The sequence below is a fragment of the Microbulbifer maximicatervae (SeqCode) genome (assembly GCF_052467825.1).
Genome location: NZ_CP174327.1, coordinates 3,696,381 through 3,712,525, shown reverse-complemented (window position 1 = coordinate 3,712,525; position 16,145 = coordinate 3,696,381). Strand labels below are relative to the sequence as shown.

14 protein-coding genes are annotated in these 16,145 nt (G+C 42.8%); 9 read left to right on the top strand and 5 right to left on the bottom strand.

The window, feature by feature from the left end; translation table 11 throughout:
* Nucleotides 1-688: 688 nt before the first annotated feature.
* A complete protein-coding gene (locus tag ACJJII_RS16555; RefSeq protein WP_444916986.1) occupies nt 689-1,186 on the top strand; it encodes a DoxX family protein in 498 nt (165 codons plus the stop codon).
* Between the two features lie 715 nt (nt 1,187-1,901).
* A complete protein-coding gene (locus tag ACJJII_RS16550) occupies nt 1,902-2,954 on the top strand; it encodes a DMT family transporter (protein ID WP_444916985.1) in 1,053 nt (350 codons plus the stop codon).
* Between the two features lie 449 nt (nt 2,955-3,403).
* On the opposite strand, the gene ACJJII_RS16545 is transcribed toward ACJJII_RS16550, so the two are convergent.
* Nucleotides 3,404-3,697: a hypothetical protein gene (locus tag ACJJII_RS16545; protein ID WP_444916984.1), complete on the bottom strand. Its 294-nt coding sequence runs from the start codon at nt 3,695-3,697 to the stop codon at nt 3,404-3,406.
* Nucleotides 3,698-4,676: 979 nt separating this feature from the next.
* Here ACJJII_RS16545 and ACJJII_RS16540 point away from each other — a divergent pair.
* From ACJJII_RS16540 to ACJJII_RS16520, 5 genes are all read left to right on the top strand, one after another.
* Nucleotides 4,677-5,708: an XdhC family protein gene (locus tag ACJJII_RS16540; RefSeq protein WP_444916983.1), complete on the top strand. Its 1,032-nt coding sequence runs from the start codon at nt 4,677-4,679 to the stop codon at nt 5,706-5,708.
* The gene (locus ACJJII_RS16535) at nt 5,705-6,391 is read left to right on the top strand and encodes a nucleotidyltransferase family protein (protein WP_444916982.1); all 687 of its coding nucleotides are present in this window, start codon (nt 5,705-5,707) and stop codon (nt 6,389-6,391) included. The genes ACJJII_RS16540 and ACJJII_RS16535 overlap by 4 nt, the downstream gene beginning before the upstream one ends.
* Before the next feature lie 157 nt (nt 6,392-6,548).
* Nucleotides 6,549-7,007, top strand: coding sequence for a (2Fe-2S)-binding protein (locus ACJJII_RS16530; protein ID WP_444916981.1), 459 nt, complete (start codon nt 6,549-6,551; stop codon nt 7,005-7,007).
* A 2-nt stretch (nt 7,008-7,009) separates the two neighbouring features.
* Nucleotides 7,010-9,253, top strand: a complete 2,244-nt coding sequence (locus ACJJII_RS16525) for a xanthine dehydrogenase family protein molybdopterin-binding subunit (RefSeq protein ID WP_444916980.1) — start codon at nt 7,010-7,012, stop codon at nt 9,251-9,253.
* A gap of 1,300 nt (nt 9,254-10,553) precedes the next feature.
* A complete protein-coding gene (locus ACJJII_RS16520; RefSeq protein WP_444916979.1) occupies nt 10,554-10,763 on the top strand; it encodes a hypothetical protein in 210 nt (69 codons plus the stop codon).
* 197 nt (nt 10,764-10,960) lie between these two features.
* Here the strand turns inward: ACJJII_RS16520 and ACJJII_RS16515 are convergent, their stop codons facing one another.
* From ACJJII_RS16515 to ACJJII_RS16505, 3 genes are all read right to left on the bottom strand, one after another.
* Nucleotides 10,961-11,872 (bottom strand): right-handed parallel beta-helix repeat-containing protein, encoded by a 912-nt coding sequence (locus ACJJII_RS16515; RefSeq protein ID WP_444916978.1) that lies wholly within the window; start codon nt 11,870-11,872, stop codon nt 10,961-10,963.
* Nucleotides 11,873-12,139: 267 nt separating this feature from the next.
* The gene (locus ACJJII_RS16510; RefSeq protein WP_444916977.1) at nt 12,140-12,742 is read right to left on the bottom strand and encodes a nitroreductase family protein; all 603 of its coding nucleotides are present in this window, start codon (nt 12,740-12,742) and stop codon (nt 12,140-12,142) included.
* 118 nt (nt 12,743-12,860) lie between these two features.
* On the bottom strand, nt 12,861-13,766 hold the full coding sequence (locus tag ACJJII_RS16505; RefSeq protein WP_444916976.1) for a LysR family transcriptional regulator: 906 nt from the start codon (nt 13,764-13,766) through the stop codon (nt 12,861-12,863).
* A 103-nt stretch (nt 13,767-13,869) separates the two neighbouring features.
* Here ACJJII_RS16505 and ACJJII_RS16500 point away from each other — a divergent pair, with 103 nt between their 5' ends.
* Nucleotides 13,870-14,802, top strand: coding sequence for a DMT family transporter (locus tag ACJJII_RS16500; RefSeq protein ID WP_444916975.1), 933 nt, complete (start codon nt 13,870-13,872; stop codon nt 14,800-14,802).
* Nucleotides 14,803-14,860: 58 nt separating this feature from the next.
* On the opposite strand, the gene ACJJII_RS16495 is transcribed toward ACJJII_RS16500, so the two are convergent.
* Nucleotides 14,861-15,106: a DUF2164 domain-containing protein gene (locus tag ACJJII_RS16495; protein ID WP_444916974.1), complete on the bottom strand. Its 246-nt coding sequence runs from the start codon at nt 15,104-15,106 to the stop codon at nt 14,861-14,863.
* A 187-nt stretch (nt 15,107-15,293) separates the two neighbouring features.
* On the opposite strand from ACJJII_RS16495, the gene ACJJII_RS16490 reads away from it, so the two are divergent.
* Complete coding sequence (locus tag ACJJII_RS16490) at nt 15,294-16,127, top strand: DUF4349 domain-containing protein (RefSeq protein WP_444916973.1); 834 nt, start codon at nt 15,294-15,296, stop codon at nt 16,125-16,127.
* Nucleotides 16,128-16,145: the final 18 nt, after the last annotated feature.

The window sequence follows — 16,145 nt, the reverse complement described above, 5'->3', positions numbered from 1 at the left end:
CACCAAATCTGATCAATAAACAAGCAGGCAGGGTCAATTAAGATGACATATAGATAATCTGACTCTAAAGGCTCTCTATTTCTGAGCCACTTAAATTTCTAAAAGTTGGAGAATTTATGTCAGAGCTATCGGCGTACGTTTAATTTTTTTCATGACGAACAGCCCACTTTCTTGTTGCCAGCACTACTCGGTTTTTCCGTCGCCATTATTATCGTTATCTTTCAAGCGACTCCTATCAGGGCGGGGCAAGAAATAGCGCAAGGATACTCTTGGTTCAGATTTTGTGGAAAACTATCAAACTATTCACAGACTTACTGTATTGCGCCAATATAAAGGTCAGTGTATTTTTGGCTTGCCCTTACACACTAATGGGCTAAGATGTTTGAGGGATAGTGGAGTATCACGTTTCTACTGTAGTTTTAGATAGCCCTATATCCGCTACATTCGAGTACGGCACGTAATCGAGACTGCTCACTAGAGATTGCCATTGCATATTTCACATTTAGTTTATGTATAATCCGAAACACTATTTGCGCCTACGTCTGAAAAGTTAAGGAGTCTTTGGATTACTGCTCTATAAATATTTTAGGTTCAATATTAGCCATACAGTGTAAAGCCAAAATTAAGGTGCATAAAACTTCTTAACTGGGCACTCATAATTGGGGCGCAATCATGCAAGAGGGCATGTATGTTTACTCAACCTTCTTCTTTAATTAAAAAAATACTTATAGGTAATCGCAGCTGGGAATGGGTGCCCATTTTAGTTGCACGCGTATCTCTGGGTCTATTTTTTTCAGTGTCTGGGTATAACAAACTATTTGATTCTGAGAAACATGCAGACCTTGTTAATTTGATGAGCGAAATAGGAATGCCCTTCCATAAATTTATGGCGCTGGTTTTAGCCTCTGTAGAGTTCTTCGGAGGATTACTTTTAATTATGGGCCTACTGTCAACACTTGCTGCCATTATCCTATCCATTGTAATGATTGTTGCTATTGCCACAGTTGAAATCGAACACGCCATCCCTAAAGGCATCGGACCGCTAGACTGGATGAGCTGGTTTCTTTATTTACCCCAAGTTTTGTATATTATTTTATTTATATGGTTAATAACTACTGGTCCCGGCCGATTTAGCTTAGATCATCTAATTGCCGACAAGTTGGGGCTCAACAGAACAGATAAATAAAACAGACAGATTTGTAGGTCTGGAAGATGGATATTGAATTGCTATCAGTATTAGCGCAACCCTTACCTTTACCCTTAATAAGAATTTGCAAATTCCCGAAAACATGCAATTTTAAACACTCGTAAAATACACTTTAAAGACTAACAACCAGAAGAAAAATGGGGGAATTGGCCTACACCTAACCAACCTTGCATTGCAAGCATTAATTCTTATATTTTAGAGTCCAATATCCTTGTGCCACATATTGAGAATCTCGATCTGAGCATACAAATAGCTTTGGCTCTAATTTTCTCTAATTTGCAGCCATTCATGGAGTACAATACACTATCCATCTCTAGAAGGGGCAAATTCATAACCATCTATATTTCCCTTAAAATATCGTACGCCGTTGTAGTAAGCTCTACTTCCAGCAGCATATATTAAGAGCCTGTCTCCAGTACTAGAATTTCACAATCATATTTTCCTCACTAAACTCCGGTATAACCTGATCCCTAAATAAAAATGAGTAAGAATGGCCCCAATACTCAGAGCAGAATTCGCTACAGTATTTTGATATGGGTGGACACCCTCCTTTCAAGCACTATCAGTTATTAGAATTGGTCTACACTAATCCAGATCAGACTGTCCCACTTACCACTACTTAATTGTAGGGGGATACTTAGTGCGGAACGACTTAAATTTAGTGGAACATGTTGTAGTGCCCAGGGAACATCAAATGGAAAATCAATCTTCCGTAAGAAGTACTCGATTTTGGTTATGGATTTCGATTCTTATTTTTGCTGCCTCCAACGCAGTCGTTGCGAAAATTGGGGAACTGGGTGCCAGCCACCCCATTAATGGAAACAACCCAATCTCTTTTTGCAACCTTTTGTTCGCTGGAAATCTCTTGGCGGGTATCACTCTTTTAATAATCTATAGGAAAGATTGGCGTCTCAGCATCTTAAAGCAATATCCATTCAAAGACTGGTTTTACATGTTCGTGCTTATTTTGATGTCTGGAGTTCTTGCCCCCGCCTTCTTCTTTATTGCTCTGATGCTCACAGAAGTGACCAATGTCGTTTTAATTGCAACTCTAGATGCTCCCTTGGGGCTTTTGTTCGCTTATCTGATGTTCAGGGAAAGGCCTACTGGGTTCGCAATAGTGGGAGCCCTTGTGGTAACGGTTGGTGTTATTGCAATTTTTGTCCTACACCAATCCCCGATGGAAGATCCAATGAGCATGAAAATGCTGAACCTTGGAAATCCAGCCATGAACCAATTTCTTCAAGACCTTCCCAAAGCTGGAGAAATTTTAACCGCTGTAGCAACACTCTTAGGAGTCATTGCCGTTCAGGCGAGCCGGAAACTGCTTGATCGCGTCCCTATTGGCGTCTTTTCAACTTTCCGCATGCTTGCGGGAGCGATACTCTTTTCGGTCATTGTCCTCTCTGTATTTGGCCCCCACCACTTTGACGACCTATTCTCTCCCTTCCTCTGGGTGTGGATGCTTGTATACGGGGCAATCATTATTGTCCTTGGGCAGATCACCTGGTTTAAAGGACTCCAAGGAGGGGCGAGCTCTGCTGATATCTCTATCGCCACAGCCATTACTCCCGTAGCCGGTACTTTCTTCGCCTTTCTTATCCTGCAAGAGGTTCCCAACTTCGCTCAAATTATTGGGGGTATCATTATTATGTCCGGAATAGGTATCTCATTACTCGGCCAATATCGCGAGCAAAAAGCCATCGAAATGAAGTATGAAAAACCATGCTCTTTTAAAGGGGTATAGAGCTTAGTAGATGAAACAGATACTATAGTGGAGACTTAGGTGACGATATAGGCTTTGCAAGGCTACGTAGTGGACTTTGCGAAAGCTCAAAGCTATTGCCTATGTTGAGAGAAATCTCTGTTCGTATGGAGCTATAGCTAATAAATATTGGTGAATAACTTCTCATACAAGGAGACTGACTTACCTGAGATTGGATTTCTAAATTAGCCAATCCTGACTATATGGCAAAAGCCCAAACTATAATTTAAGACTATAAATACTTACATGTACCAATTCAAACCTGACTTTCCAATTACCACTATTATGGAAAACACCCTGCCAATCAATATCCGAATTAATACAATCAAGGCTCACCCTCGGGGTCAGCCTTAACCAACCATTTATTTATAGGCGAGTAGCAATGTGTTTTTCTAGAAAACTAATTCTCAGGGAACCATAGCGATTTTATATTACTCTAGAACATCATTTTTTCCGAATCCATCTACACCAACAATTACCGAGGTAACGCCCTGAAAGATCTGGGGTAACATTTTTTCACCCTGCGGGTCATTGAAATCTGCATGGCTATGTCTGCCAATAAACCCAGGAGTAACATATAATCCTTCAGCATTAATGGTTAATTTAGTCTTACTCCTAAGACTATCAGCATTCCCTACAAAGAATATCTTGTCATCGACCACTCCAATGTCTTGCTGTATCCATGGATTACCTGAACCATCGATAACCTTTCCATCAATAATCAAAATGTCCAAATAATCTATTTTATAGTTCTGTACCAGAATTACCGCACTGTAGAAAATGAACGATAAAACAAGGCAAGACTTAACAAATTAACTCTGTATACATTTCACAATTACTCCCCATCAACTACATAATCCAAACCAAAAAACTTCACGATACGGTGAAATAGACAATCCAACACCTTTAATACTCTATACTTTAAAATACCACTATTTTCAGTAAGAATTGAAACACCAAATAATATTATACCTGCGATGAGAAAATTGAGAATCGACTTGGCATTCATAATCACCCTTATCAATTTATCTTTATATGGCACACCACAAAACACAACTAAATGGGCTTAAAATTCACCGCATTCTAACCTTATCTGTTACAATCTTTGAATCAAACACTACTTATCGCTTAAACAAGACCGGCTATCGATAGAATTTCATATGAATCTCGAATTTTTCCTGGCATTGCAATACTAACGTTTAGTTAACCTTATAAATATTGACGTAACCAATGGTTTCCCAGCACTAGCAGCTTAATATGTAATTTTCCATTCTACATCCATAACCCTTTTGCCTTGTTTTACTCTTCTACCAAAGATCAATTATAGAAACCTCTACGCACTAAGCCTTTCCTTACCCAAAGTATCACTAGGAAGTAAGTTACTGATTCGACTCGGAACAAGCTAGTGAGCTGGCACCACTATTTCAGAAGCTGCCAAAATAGAAAATTATCGAATAGAGGACATTTAGGACAAAACTCCACTGCCTCGCCTCAGATTCTACCCTTATAGAAGCAGCCCATTATTAAAAGAAAGCACACATCAATTTCCGACTATCGCGCTTAACAGTACAGCTACCGCATTTTCTGGGAACGACCTTGCATTTTATTCACATTCTTGGAGTATCGCTAAATTGTGGTGTTTTACAGTTTACTGGGTTCTAAATAGGTTTGTAGGTCATTTTTCATGTATTCGAGCACAGAGTTATGTCACACCATATTGAAGCCCTATTAAGTGAATGGCAGGCATCGCCTGAGGATGATTGGGTACTTGCCGTAATCACCAAAGTTCAGGGCTCAGCTTATCGTAAGGCGGGAGCGATGATGTTGTTTCACCCACTAGGTAAGAGTATTGGTCTAGTCAGTGGTGGTTGCTTAGAGGCCGATTTAAAACGATACGCTCAACGCGCTATTCAGTATGATACTTCGATTAAAGTGATTTACGATGCCAGTGATGAGTCGGATACTAGCTATCAATTAGGCTGTGGTGGCATTGTAGAACTAATTTTATTTCCCCTCACGCATAGGAACCAATATCTTCAGTTGCATTGCCTTTTAGAATATTTGAACTCGGGAAACTCCGCTTTCTACGAACTGGAGTTACCTATTCAAAATACCAATTCAAGAGATCTTGTTGCGAGAGTTATTGCCCCAGGAGCAATGGGCTACCAGATTGATAGCACTACCAAAGCTACCCTATCACTACAAAATGGAAAAACAGATACTCTGCATCCGAGATTAATTATTCCCTGCCTACCCCGCTTTCATATTGCTGTTTTTGGTGGCGGGTTAGATGCTCAGCCAGTAGTCAAAATTGCTCAAGAACTAGGCTGGCACATTACGGTGATTGATGAACGCGCAAGTTTTGCACGTCATTACGATTTCCCTGGTGCAAATATTCTAAAGAAACCCTATTCAGAGCTGACTACATCGCTGCTGAATCAGTTTGATGCGGCGATTGTGATGCACCACAACTTGGACTTGGATGCGAAGGCGTTACAAGCTGTAAGCCTAACGAAGCTACACTATGTTGCGCTGCTCGGCCCTCCACATAGACGTGATAAAGTTCTTGATAAAGCGGGGATAAAAGTAAGTGATTTCTATGGTGTCTTTTCCGCACCGGCAGGTTTAGCATTAGGTGGTGAGCTACCTGAGTCCATTGCTTTGAGCATCCTGGCTCAATGTCACGGAGTATTGCATCAAGCTAGATTGTTACCCCTAGACAAGGTCGCAACGTGAATAAATTTATCCGGGAGACAGCTAGACAACCTTCAAAACGGATACTGGTAGCATTGCTCGCTGCCGGAGAAAGTCGTAGATTTAATGGTATAAAATTACAAGCAACAGTAGATGTGATTGACTCAAATGGGAAGATTAAGAGTCAGCCTCTGCTGTTACAAACGCTTGATAAACTTACCAGCCTAAACACAAAAACATCAATCGGGCTAAAAGTAGAGTTATTGGTAGTTCTGGGAGCGTATCAAGAGAAGCTGGCTAATTTGTTGTCTTCCGATGTGAACCGGAGATTTAACCCTAACTGGCAAAGTGGTATTGCAAGCTCTATTAAAGAAGCAGTTATCGAAGCCGAGGAACTTAAGGTAGATGGTTTGCTAATTACCTTGGCTGATCACATAGGCGTAACTTTGGATGATTATCAACAATTAATCACTGCGTGGCAGTCATATGGGCAAACTTGCTGCGCCCAATATCAAAATAGTTTTGGCGTACCTGCAGTATTTAACTCCTCAGATTTTACTGATCTCGCATCTCTCACAGGCGATACGGGCGCAAAGCACTTATTGAAAAAGAAATCTAATCTTGATGCTTTATCAATTGTTGAGATCGAAGGTGTCGCCATAGATATAGATCGTAGAGCTGACATAGATAAATGGCAACAAATGATTGTGGAGAATCTCAGTTAGGCTTATTTTCAGTTTTTAGTGAGAGTATCAATATAATTAATTACTTCCGTAAAACTAGCTGTGCGATACACAGATTTCTAAGTCAGAGCCAGTTAACGAAAAGAGGCGATTTCGCCACCGATACGCAATTACTAGCGGGATTATCAAGGAGCGGGTAATGTCAGATAAGAAGTTAACCTTAACCATCAACGACGAAAGTTACGCACTAGATGTTGCACCAGAGATGCCACTTTTGTGGGCAATCAGAGATTTGCTTGGACTAACAGGCACTAAATATGGTTGCGGTGCTGGATTGTGTGGAGCCTGCACAATCCACTTGGATGGAACGCCGACGCGAGCATGTTTAACGACGGTTTCGCAAGCCAAAGGCAAGAAAGTAACTACCATCGAGGGGCTGCATTTTGCTGAATTGAAGCAAGCATGGAGCGACAATAACGTTCCACAATGTGGCTATTGTCAGTCTGGCCAGCTTATGACTGCTGCCGCGCTATTGACCCAAAACCCATCACCAAGTGATGAAGAGATTAACTCTGCCATGGCTGGAAATATTTGCCGTTGTGGTACCTACACACGAATTCGAGCTGCTATTCAAGACACCGCTAAAAAGAGAACTTAATAATGAGTAGCTTTACAGCCGTAAAAAATTTCAGCCGCCGGGATGTACTTAAACTATTTGGAGCAACTGGCGGGGGCTTAGCTTTAGGTGCAAGTGGGATGAGCTGGAGTCCGATGGCCATAGCACAAGGAAAGGAGCCGAGGTTAAACCTGTTTGTTGCTGTTGGCGAAGACAATAAAGTCTATCTTACCTGTCATCGTTCAGAGATGGGCCAAGGTATTAGAACCGGGATACCTCAGATACTCGCTGATGAGCTTGAGGCTGATTGGCAACATGTCGTTGTGATTCAAGGGTTAGCCGATAAGCGCTATGGAAGCCAGAATACCGATGGGTCACGCAGTATTCGTAAGCATTATGACAAAATGCGACAAATGGGGGCAATAGCTCGGACCATGCTGGAACAAGCTGCAGCAGACTCATGGCAAGTGCCTGTCGGAGAAGTGGAAGCCAGGAATCATAAAGTTGTGCATGTAAAGTCGGGCAGAAGCTTTAGTTATGGAGAGCTAGCAGTTGCTGCTGCGAAACTTCCCATACCAGAATTGAACCGCGTGAAACTGAAGGAAAACAAGGACTTTAAACATATCGGCAAATCTCACAAGATTGTCGACATGGATAATATGCTATCCGGAAGAGCTAGATATGGCTACGACATTCAAATAGATGGCATGCTGTATGCCAGTATAAGCAGGCCCCCGGTTCTCGGTAGTGATGTAGAAAGTTTAGATGATACCCTGGCTCGCAAGGTTCCCGGGGTTTTGGATGTGATTCAATTACCTGTGCCCGAAGGACCACCTAAGTTTCAAGTTTTAGGTGGTGTAGCAGTTATTGCTACTAACACCTGGAGTGCCTTGCAAGGGCGTAAAGCATTAGAAATAACTTGGACTGCCAGTAAGAATGATAGCCACAGCAGCACAAGTTTCATGGAGTCGTTAATTCAGGGGGTCAAGGAGCCTGGTAAATTAGTTCGCCAACAAGGAGTTGAAAACACCGATTGGCCGGAGGACTCTACCCAGCAAGCCATATACACAGTGCCCTATTTGGCCCACGCACCGATGGAAGCTCCTGCTGCTGTAGCTTCAGTTACACCAAATGGCTGTGAAATCTGGGCATCAACACAAACACCGCAAAGTACGCAGCAAAATGTAGCAGCAAACCTCGGGCTCAATGACGAACAAGTGAAAGTTAACGTCACGCTATTAGGGGGCGGCTTTGGAAGGAAGTCAAAGCCTGACTTTAGTGTGGAAGCGGCACTATTGTCTAAAAAGCTTGGACGGCCGGTTAAAGTTAGCTGGAGCCGCGAGGACGATATCCAAAACGGCTACATGCACGCAATTAGTGCCCAATTTTATCAAGCAAAACTTGATAGCGATCAAATGCCAACGGCAATACTACAACGTACCGCCTTTCCATCTATTAGCACTACCTTTGCCGAGAACGTGGAGTACCCCTCAGCTGGAGAACTGGACCTTGGCTTTGTCGACATTCCATTTATTGTGCCAAGTCATCGTTGTGAAGCGGTTAAAGCATTGGCGCATACCCGTATCGGCTGGATGCGCTCAGTGAGTAATATTCAACACGCCTTTGGTATTGGTAGCTTCGTGGATGAACTGGCACACAATGCCAAAGTATCATGCCCAAAGATGTGGAAAGAAATTTTGGGCCAACCTAGGCATATCGACTTTTCCGGTCAACAGTTCAAATACGGAAACTACGGAGAGGATCTATCACGTCACCCAGTCGATGTTGGTCGCTACCATCAGGTGATTGATATTGTTGAAAGAAATATGGCTGAATTTGCACCTAACCAGTCAAATCAAGGCTGGGGCTTTGCCGTTCATCGAAGCTTTAATAGCTATGTAGCTATAGCGATTCTGGTGGAGGTGAAAAACACAAACCTTAAGGTACTGCAAGCAATTGCAGCTATTGATGCTGGACTTGTTGTTAACCCTGATAGAGTTGTCTCACAAACCGAAGGCGCGGTGATTTTTGGCTTAAGCTTGGCGATGATGGGAGAGGTAGCCTTTGAAGATGGGAAGGTTAAGCAGTCCAACTTCCATGATTACCCTGTACTTCGTATGGGGCAGAGCCCTGATATTTCGGTAACGGTAGTGAGTGCCAATTCTGCTCCAGCAGGCGTTGGTGAGCCTGGTGTACCACCCGTAGCCCCTGCATTGACCAACGCGATATTTGCAGCAACAGGAACCAGAATTCGCAATCTGCCAGTAAATAAAACTTTTAATATTTGACCTACTCATGCAATCGTAAAGACCGCTAGTAAAACTCACTTTTAGCAGCTTTTACTGACAGTGTACCTAAACAACCATTTTTTTCTGCGACTAGCGACTAAAGAAGTAGCTTCATTGTCTTAGATTACTATCAGTTTATGAGGCCAATCGATCATAGGAGAATATTAAAAATCATAATTGAGTATTAACCAAAATATAATTCCATAGTTGCTTTTTAGACTTCATCGTGATCTATTATTTCAATATTTTATCATTAAAAATCTACTTTGCGACTATATCACCTTCTACGTATCAATACTGGGGCAGAGCTGAAATACTTCTATTACTTACTCGATTTCTTCAGGTTTAAGTTTCACGACTATAAAGCCTTGCTGGCCGCTCTCTATCAACAGCTGACCTAATAATATTTTTGTTTGGGATTCAATTAACGCAATTTACGATAGCATAGAAGAAAGCCAACTAGTTTATCTTTGAGGCATATGCCTAGGCTAGCATCTATGACAATAAAGCAAAGGGGCCATTTTCAGCCGTTAGGAGCTAACCAAAAGCAGAATGTCCTGTAGAGATTACGATAATACAGAGTTTTTCACCTCTATTGATCCACTTGTGAATCGTACCGCGCTGAGCAAGCGTGTCAGCTACATAAAGCTTCACACTCACGCGATCTCAACTCTACCAAATAGTACAACTGCATAATTAAACTATTGGTTCGATGCAAACGAGGGGGTACGCGGGGATAAACTCAACAAATTTGAAAGTAGAACCACCGAATGTCGTAGTGCCGGCGAATTTACACCCACTTCATTCATATCATCTCCAGTTAAATTTACTGGTAAATCCTCGATAGCTCACAAATGCTGCTGAGTAACATGAGGTCGCCAGCTGTTTTAGTTTGTATGTGAACCGCAACCGTCCATTCAGGCCACAGACACCACCTGTAAGCTATCTCCAACTCTACACACACATGTCTATCCTTAACGAAATGGTAACACCTGAGGGTAATATAGCACCTATAAATCCCCCCCACCCTGACTTAAACTAGCTCCCTACATTAGGGTTAAGCGCTAAAGATACTACTCAGACCAAATGTCCCTTTTGATATTGGTATCACCTACCTTGCGAAGTCACCATAATCACGAGCATGTCAGTATTACCTATTCAAAGTATCCTTCCTGAATTACTCCAAACCTTAGATGCGCACAATAAGATTTTTCTTCAAGCGCCTCCTGGTGCCTGTAAAACAACCGCAGTCCCCCTCGCTCTGCTTGATATACCATGACTAAAAAGGAAGAAAATTATTATGTTAGATCCGCGTCGTATAGCAGTGCGGGCAGCAGCGGCTCGAATGGCTGCCCAGCTCAGAGAGAAGACCGGGGAGACAATTGGCTTTCAAGTTCGAGGGGGACGTCAAGTGCCCCATAAAACCAAAGTTTTGGTTATCACCGAGGGAATTCTCACCCGCCTTTTACAGGCAGTTCCTGAATTGCCGCCGATCAGCTCGCTTAGCTAGACCTCTCTGTCAATAGGATGGTCAGTATGAATGCGTAACATCGCAATATAAGCTCAACTTAGCTAATTCCACAACTTACTCAAAATAGGGAAGAAAGGGATCCGCAGCACACCTTAAACGCAGTATATCTTTTCGGCTTCTCCAGCAGTAACACTTACACGCTCACTACTTCCCCCAGATTAAAAGCCTCCCCGATCTTAATCCAAACAGGCAGGTTCTGCTGTTACATGAGTATTGCCAATCCAAGTATTACTTCCACTGCAAGTTGGATCGGTAGGATCACGTAAATCAAATGCAGAATTATCAAGCGATGTATTCCCTACCACCACATTATTCTCATTATTGAATCCAGCGATATTGATACCGGCTGTATCAGGCGAGCCATTTGTCCCATTTTCCATGACTATATTTTGTATTATAGAAGTACTTGATACATCCACATTGAGTTCAATCCCGTTACTCGCACTGCCGGTAACAAAGTTCTGAATAACTGTTGTGTTACTTTCATTAATATCAATTCCGTTATCACCATCAGTACTGCCGACAACAGTATTTAGCTGAACCAGTGTAAACACACCATTTACCGTAATCCCCTGATCACCGGCTGATTCAATATAATTATTGATAATTTGGTTTCGATCGCCTCTAACATCTATACCATCATCATTGCCAGTATCAATAATTTGATTCCCAACAATATTATTGGAGTCACTATCAATAACAATTCCCTCTCGTGGAGAGTTTAAGATCATAATTCCATCTATGGTATGAAATCCATCTCCCTCCAGGTTTAAACCATCTGGACAGTCGGTTATCGTCCCACCATAAACGGCACCAGATAATCCATTAACCAAAATTCCAGCGATACCTTCTAGATTTGGGTTATCACAAATAATTTCCCCGCCCTCTGCCATCGTAAGGCTTCCACCGGGTCCAGTTACTGTTACCGCATAGGGATTCGCCAGGCTCAGTTCACAATTCAGCGTTTCCGACAGGGTTTCAGCTGTTGTTATTACATCGCCACAATCAACAGCCATAACAAGTGGTGATGAGAATAAAGTAGCACTTGTGACGAAAGCTGTGACTAACTTGTGGTAATAGGTGTTCATAGCAGGTCCCTCTCATTGATATAAGAAAATTGTAGGCATAAGCCACACTTCACGTTTCCAATATCAATGAAAAGAATTCATTCTGAGCCTAAGGGGGCTTTCATTATATTGCTCTATCTCATATCTATTATTTGAAGTAGGCAAGCATAACGAAACTTTGATAACGTCAGCAAATAGACACTGTAATTGCCTTTACAATTTACCCAACTAATCCTTGAGACCTACTAAAAGAGCCTCAATAGCGATTCACCCCTATTTATCATCACCTTAAAAGCTATTCTCGAACAGGACGTCATTTATCGACAGCTGTCCACCACGCCCATTCGCAACTTTTGCCGCTTTTCCAATCACTATCATCATCCCGATCAAATAACCTTCGGGCAAATTGATCAGCTCAGAGACTCTCTCTGGGTCAAACCCAACCATTGCACCTGTGTCATATCCCATCGACTTTGCCGCTAACATCATGGTTTGTGCTGCCAATCCGCAGCTTCGAATAGCCTCGTCCCGCTGTAGTTGCTGCTTACCCTTGTAGAACTCAGTTAGCATTGGCACTAATACATCCCGGGCCTCTTTCGGCGCATCGGCCCAGTACCGCTCCGGCCGATCGCTCCAGGCATTAATATCTGCACAAAGTATGACCAACTCAGAAGCATCTTCTACTTGCTGCTGTCCCCAGGCTGCATCTTTAAGCTGGCTGCGGAGGGAAATGTCAGTGATGCGCAGAAAGCGCCAATGCTGGATATTGTAAGAAGTCGGCGACAACATAGTCGCCTGGACCAGACGGGTGAAGTCCTCGGCAGGCATCTCTGCTGTGACATCGAAATGCTTAACCGAGCGGCGGGATTCAACAGCTTTAAACAATTCCATAAGTTTCTCTCTGACTATCGTTCGTTGATTGAATGTCGATGAGAAGAAGCTTATTGGGTTTCCTTATCGTTGATAATGGGGTTCGGCGGAGACTTACTGTTGACGAAAGGTTAACAGTTTACTGATCCCAATAAGGTGTATCGCCGCCAAAGTACTCTATTGCAAAGTCTATAAAGGCGCGGACTTTGGCTGGCATAAACTGCCGCTCAGGGAAAACCGCGTAGATAGACTTGGCAGGCATCTGGTACTCCTCGAAAAGAGGAATTAGCTTTCCAGCCTCAATGTCTGGTCCTGCCACGAAGGTGGGCAAGCGGCCTATCCCTACTCCTTGGAGAAGAGCCTCCCTCAGTGCCTCACTATTATTTACCTGGTAGTTACCCTTCACCTCGATGGTATGTAAGTGATTGTCTTTGAAAAAACCCCACTCTTTCACATCCCTGGAATAAGTAAAAATCAGGCAATTATGGGCACTCAACTGCTCCAGTTCTGTGGGCTCTCCGAATTCCTTCAAGTAGGAGGGTGATGCACAGAGTACACTTTTCAAAGGTGCAAGTTTGCGAGCAATCAGGCTGGTATCGGGAAGGTCACCTCCGCGAATAGCGATATCAAAGCCCTCCCCCACTAAATCGACAACTTTATCGTCCAGTACCATGTCGATACTAATCTCGGGGTAACGCTCCATAAATACGGGAATTAAGGGAGCCAGATGCAATCTACCAAAGGACATAGGAGCATTGATCCGCAAGCGCCCCCGAGGCTTCCCCTGTAGCTGCAGAACTGCGTCTTGTGCATCTTTGGCCGATTTATAAGCAATGCGTGCGTGCTCATAAAAATGCTCCCCAGCCTCCGTCAGGCTCAACTTTCGCGTAGTTCTGTGCAAAAGCTTCACCCCAAGCTGCAGCTCCAACTGGGTAACCCGCTTGCTTACCGCTGATTTTGAGATGCCAAGTAACTTTGCCGCCGGGGAAAAGCCACCGGTTTCTGCCACAGTCACAAATATTGGAATCGCTGCAATTGTCTCCATAGGCGACTGTTTCCTTCTCCTCAACAGTGAGTATCTATAATGCTGGATTATCAGTTTACCAGAAACGACTTACACTTATCTCTCGCTAATAGAGGGAAGAATCATGAGTGAGCTTACCAGGGACATAACCCCATCAACTACAAGCCCCAACACCTCGCTCTGGTGGGTTCACTGCCTGATGATACTTTGTACACTACTGGTTGCAGGATCATTTCCTATTGGGGAGTTAATCGCCGATTCACTCCCGGCGGATTCCATGATGTTGATTCGATTCTTAATTGCGGCGGGACTATTTGCACCCTTCATATTTTTAAAGCATGGGATTCAGCTTCCAGAACCCAAACAACTGCTGGGATATGCTCTACTCAGCATCCCATTGGTTATCTTTTTCTGGTGTATGTTTGAAGCACTCAAATACACCACCGCAGTGAATACCGGCGCTCTTTTTACAACCGTCCCGGCGATGACTGCCATCTTTACTTTGATCATCAATGGCGAGCGAAGCAGCACCCGAAAAGTTATCGGCCTAACCCTTGGGACTCTGGGTGCAGCCTGGATTGTATTCAAGGGGAGTATCTCAACAGCGATAACGCTAGACCTAAACAAAGGGGATTGGATATTCACCCTAGGTGCTATATCACTCAGTTTATATAACCCGCTTATCAAGAAGGTTCACTCAGGGGAACCTACAGAGGTCATGACATTCTGGGTTATTCTATTTGGCGCGCTCTGGTTACTATTGCTCTCTTTTCCAAACTTGAACCAGATAGAATGGCGAAATATACCCACCGAGACTTACGGCGGGCTATTCTATTTAGCCTTATTCTCAACTTTAATTAGTTTTTTTCTGCTGCAATTCAGTACATTAAGGATCGGGGCAACTAAGGTTGCAGCATATAGTTTCTTGAATCCGATATTTGTACTAATAGTGGCCATAGTATTGAAAATGACAAACTTTAATATCAGCTTTATACCTGGAATAGTGTTGGTCTTTGCAGCCATGCTATTTATCCAGGCAGAAAAACCTAAGAATTAATATCTCTGAACAGCTTATAAGAGATAGAATGGTGCTGCTATCAATAAGTGCAATATTTCTAGTCTACAGGCTTTTCTATCTCATAAATTGCATCAGAAATATCCTCCAACTTAGAGGACACTATTACCTGAGCATCATGTAAACCCTGATTATAAAATCCGGCCCCCAACTCCTTTGCGAGGAAATCAATAAAGAACTCCGCTTCAAAACCGCCAATTTCCAGCTCAAATTCTTTAGACAAATAACCCCTAACCTTTTCGATTAGCTCTAATTTCCGCCTTTCTTCCAACTCTATTGCAGACATTATCTATTTTCCACCAATACACAGATTTATAACAAACGCTCAGACTCGTAGAAGAATAACACACATCTTGAGTCTCCTTAATGAAACCCAAATATGCAGCATACACACCGACGTCAACCTTTATCAGTAAACCGAGCGATGCTAGATTCAAGTCTATTCGGATTAACTAAAATCAAACAGGATCCAAATGAGACTCTTTAACTACTTACTTGCCCTTCTTATATTGGGCAGTAACTACGGTTGCTCAGAATCAGGCAGCGAAAGTTCAGTAACCTCATACAACAATGCCCGTGCCTCCAGTAAGGTAGTTGCAGACATCCGGTTCCCGGAACCTATTTCAGGGGTCAATCAAAGTGGGCGAGGTCAATATATTGCTTACGAACACTTCCTGACAACCGAGCTACATACTGAGGAGGTTGAACCTGTATTCCACAAGCTCCAATTACTCTGCCAACAAGAGGTGGAGAAAGAATGCACAATATTGCATTCTAGTCTCAGCAATGATGAAAAGCCCTACGGAAGGATTCACTTTAGAATTCACCCCAGCGGGGTCGACAAAATCATTGATCTGGCATCAGAGCAAGGAGGAGTGATACAGCGAGAAACCAAAGCAGAAGATTTACAAGATGTCATTATCGACAACCAAAAGCGTCTTGAAATGTTACTCCAGTATCAGTCGAGGCTTGTAGAGCTGGAACAAAAATCTGCCAGTGACATCGATACTCTAATCAAGGTTGCTGAAAAGTTAGCATCGGTACAATCTGATATTGAGTATTCACAGGGGAAAAAAGCTAAACTGTTCAAGCGAACTCAGATGGATATGGTTCAAATTGAGTTACACTCAAAATCCTACACTTCTTTCTGGGCTCCCATATCAGACTCCCTATCTCACTTTGGTGAAAACTTGTCTGACGGGTTATCTGAAGCAATTACTGCAATCGCATACCTTTTACCTTGGACTCTTATCGCCCTATTTTTATTTTACATGATTCGCATAATTTGGCGTAAAACCAGAGCCTAGCTACTTACATAACCCCAA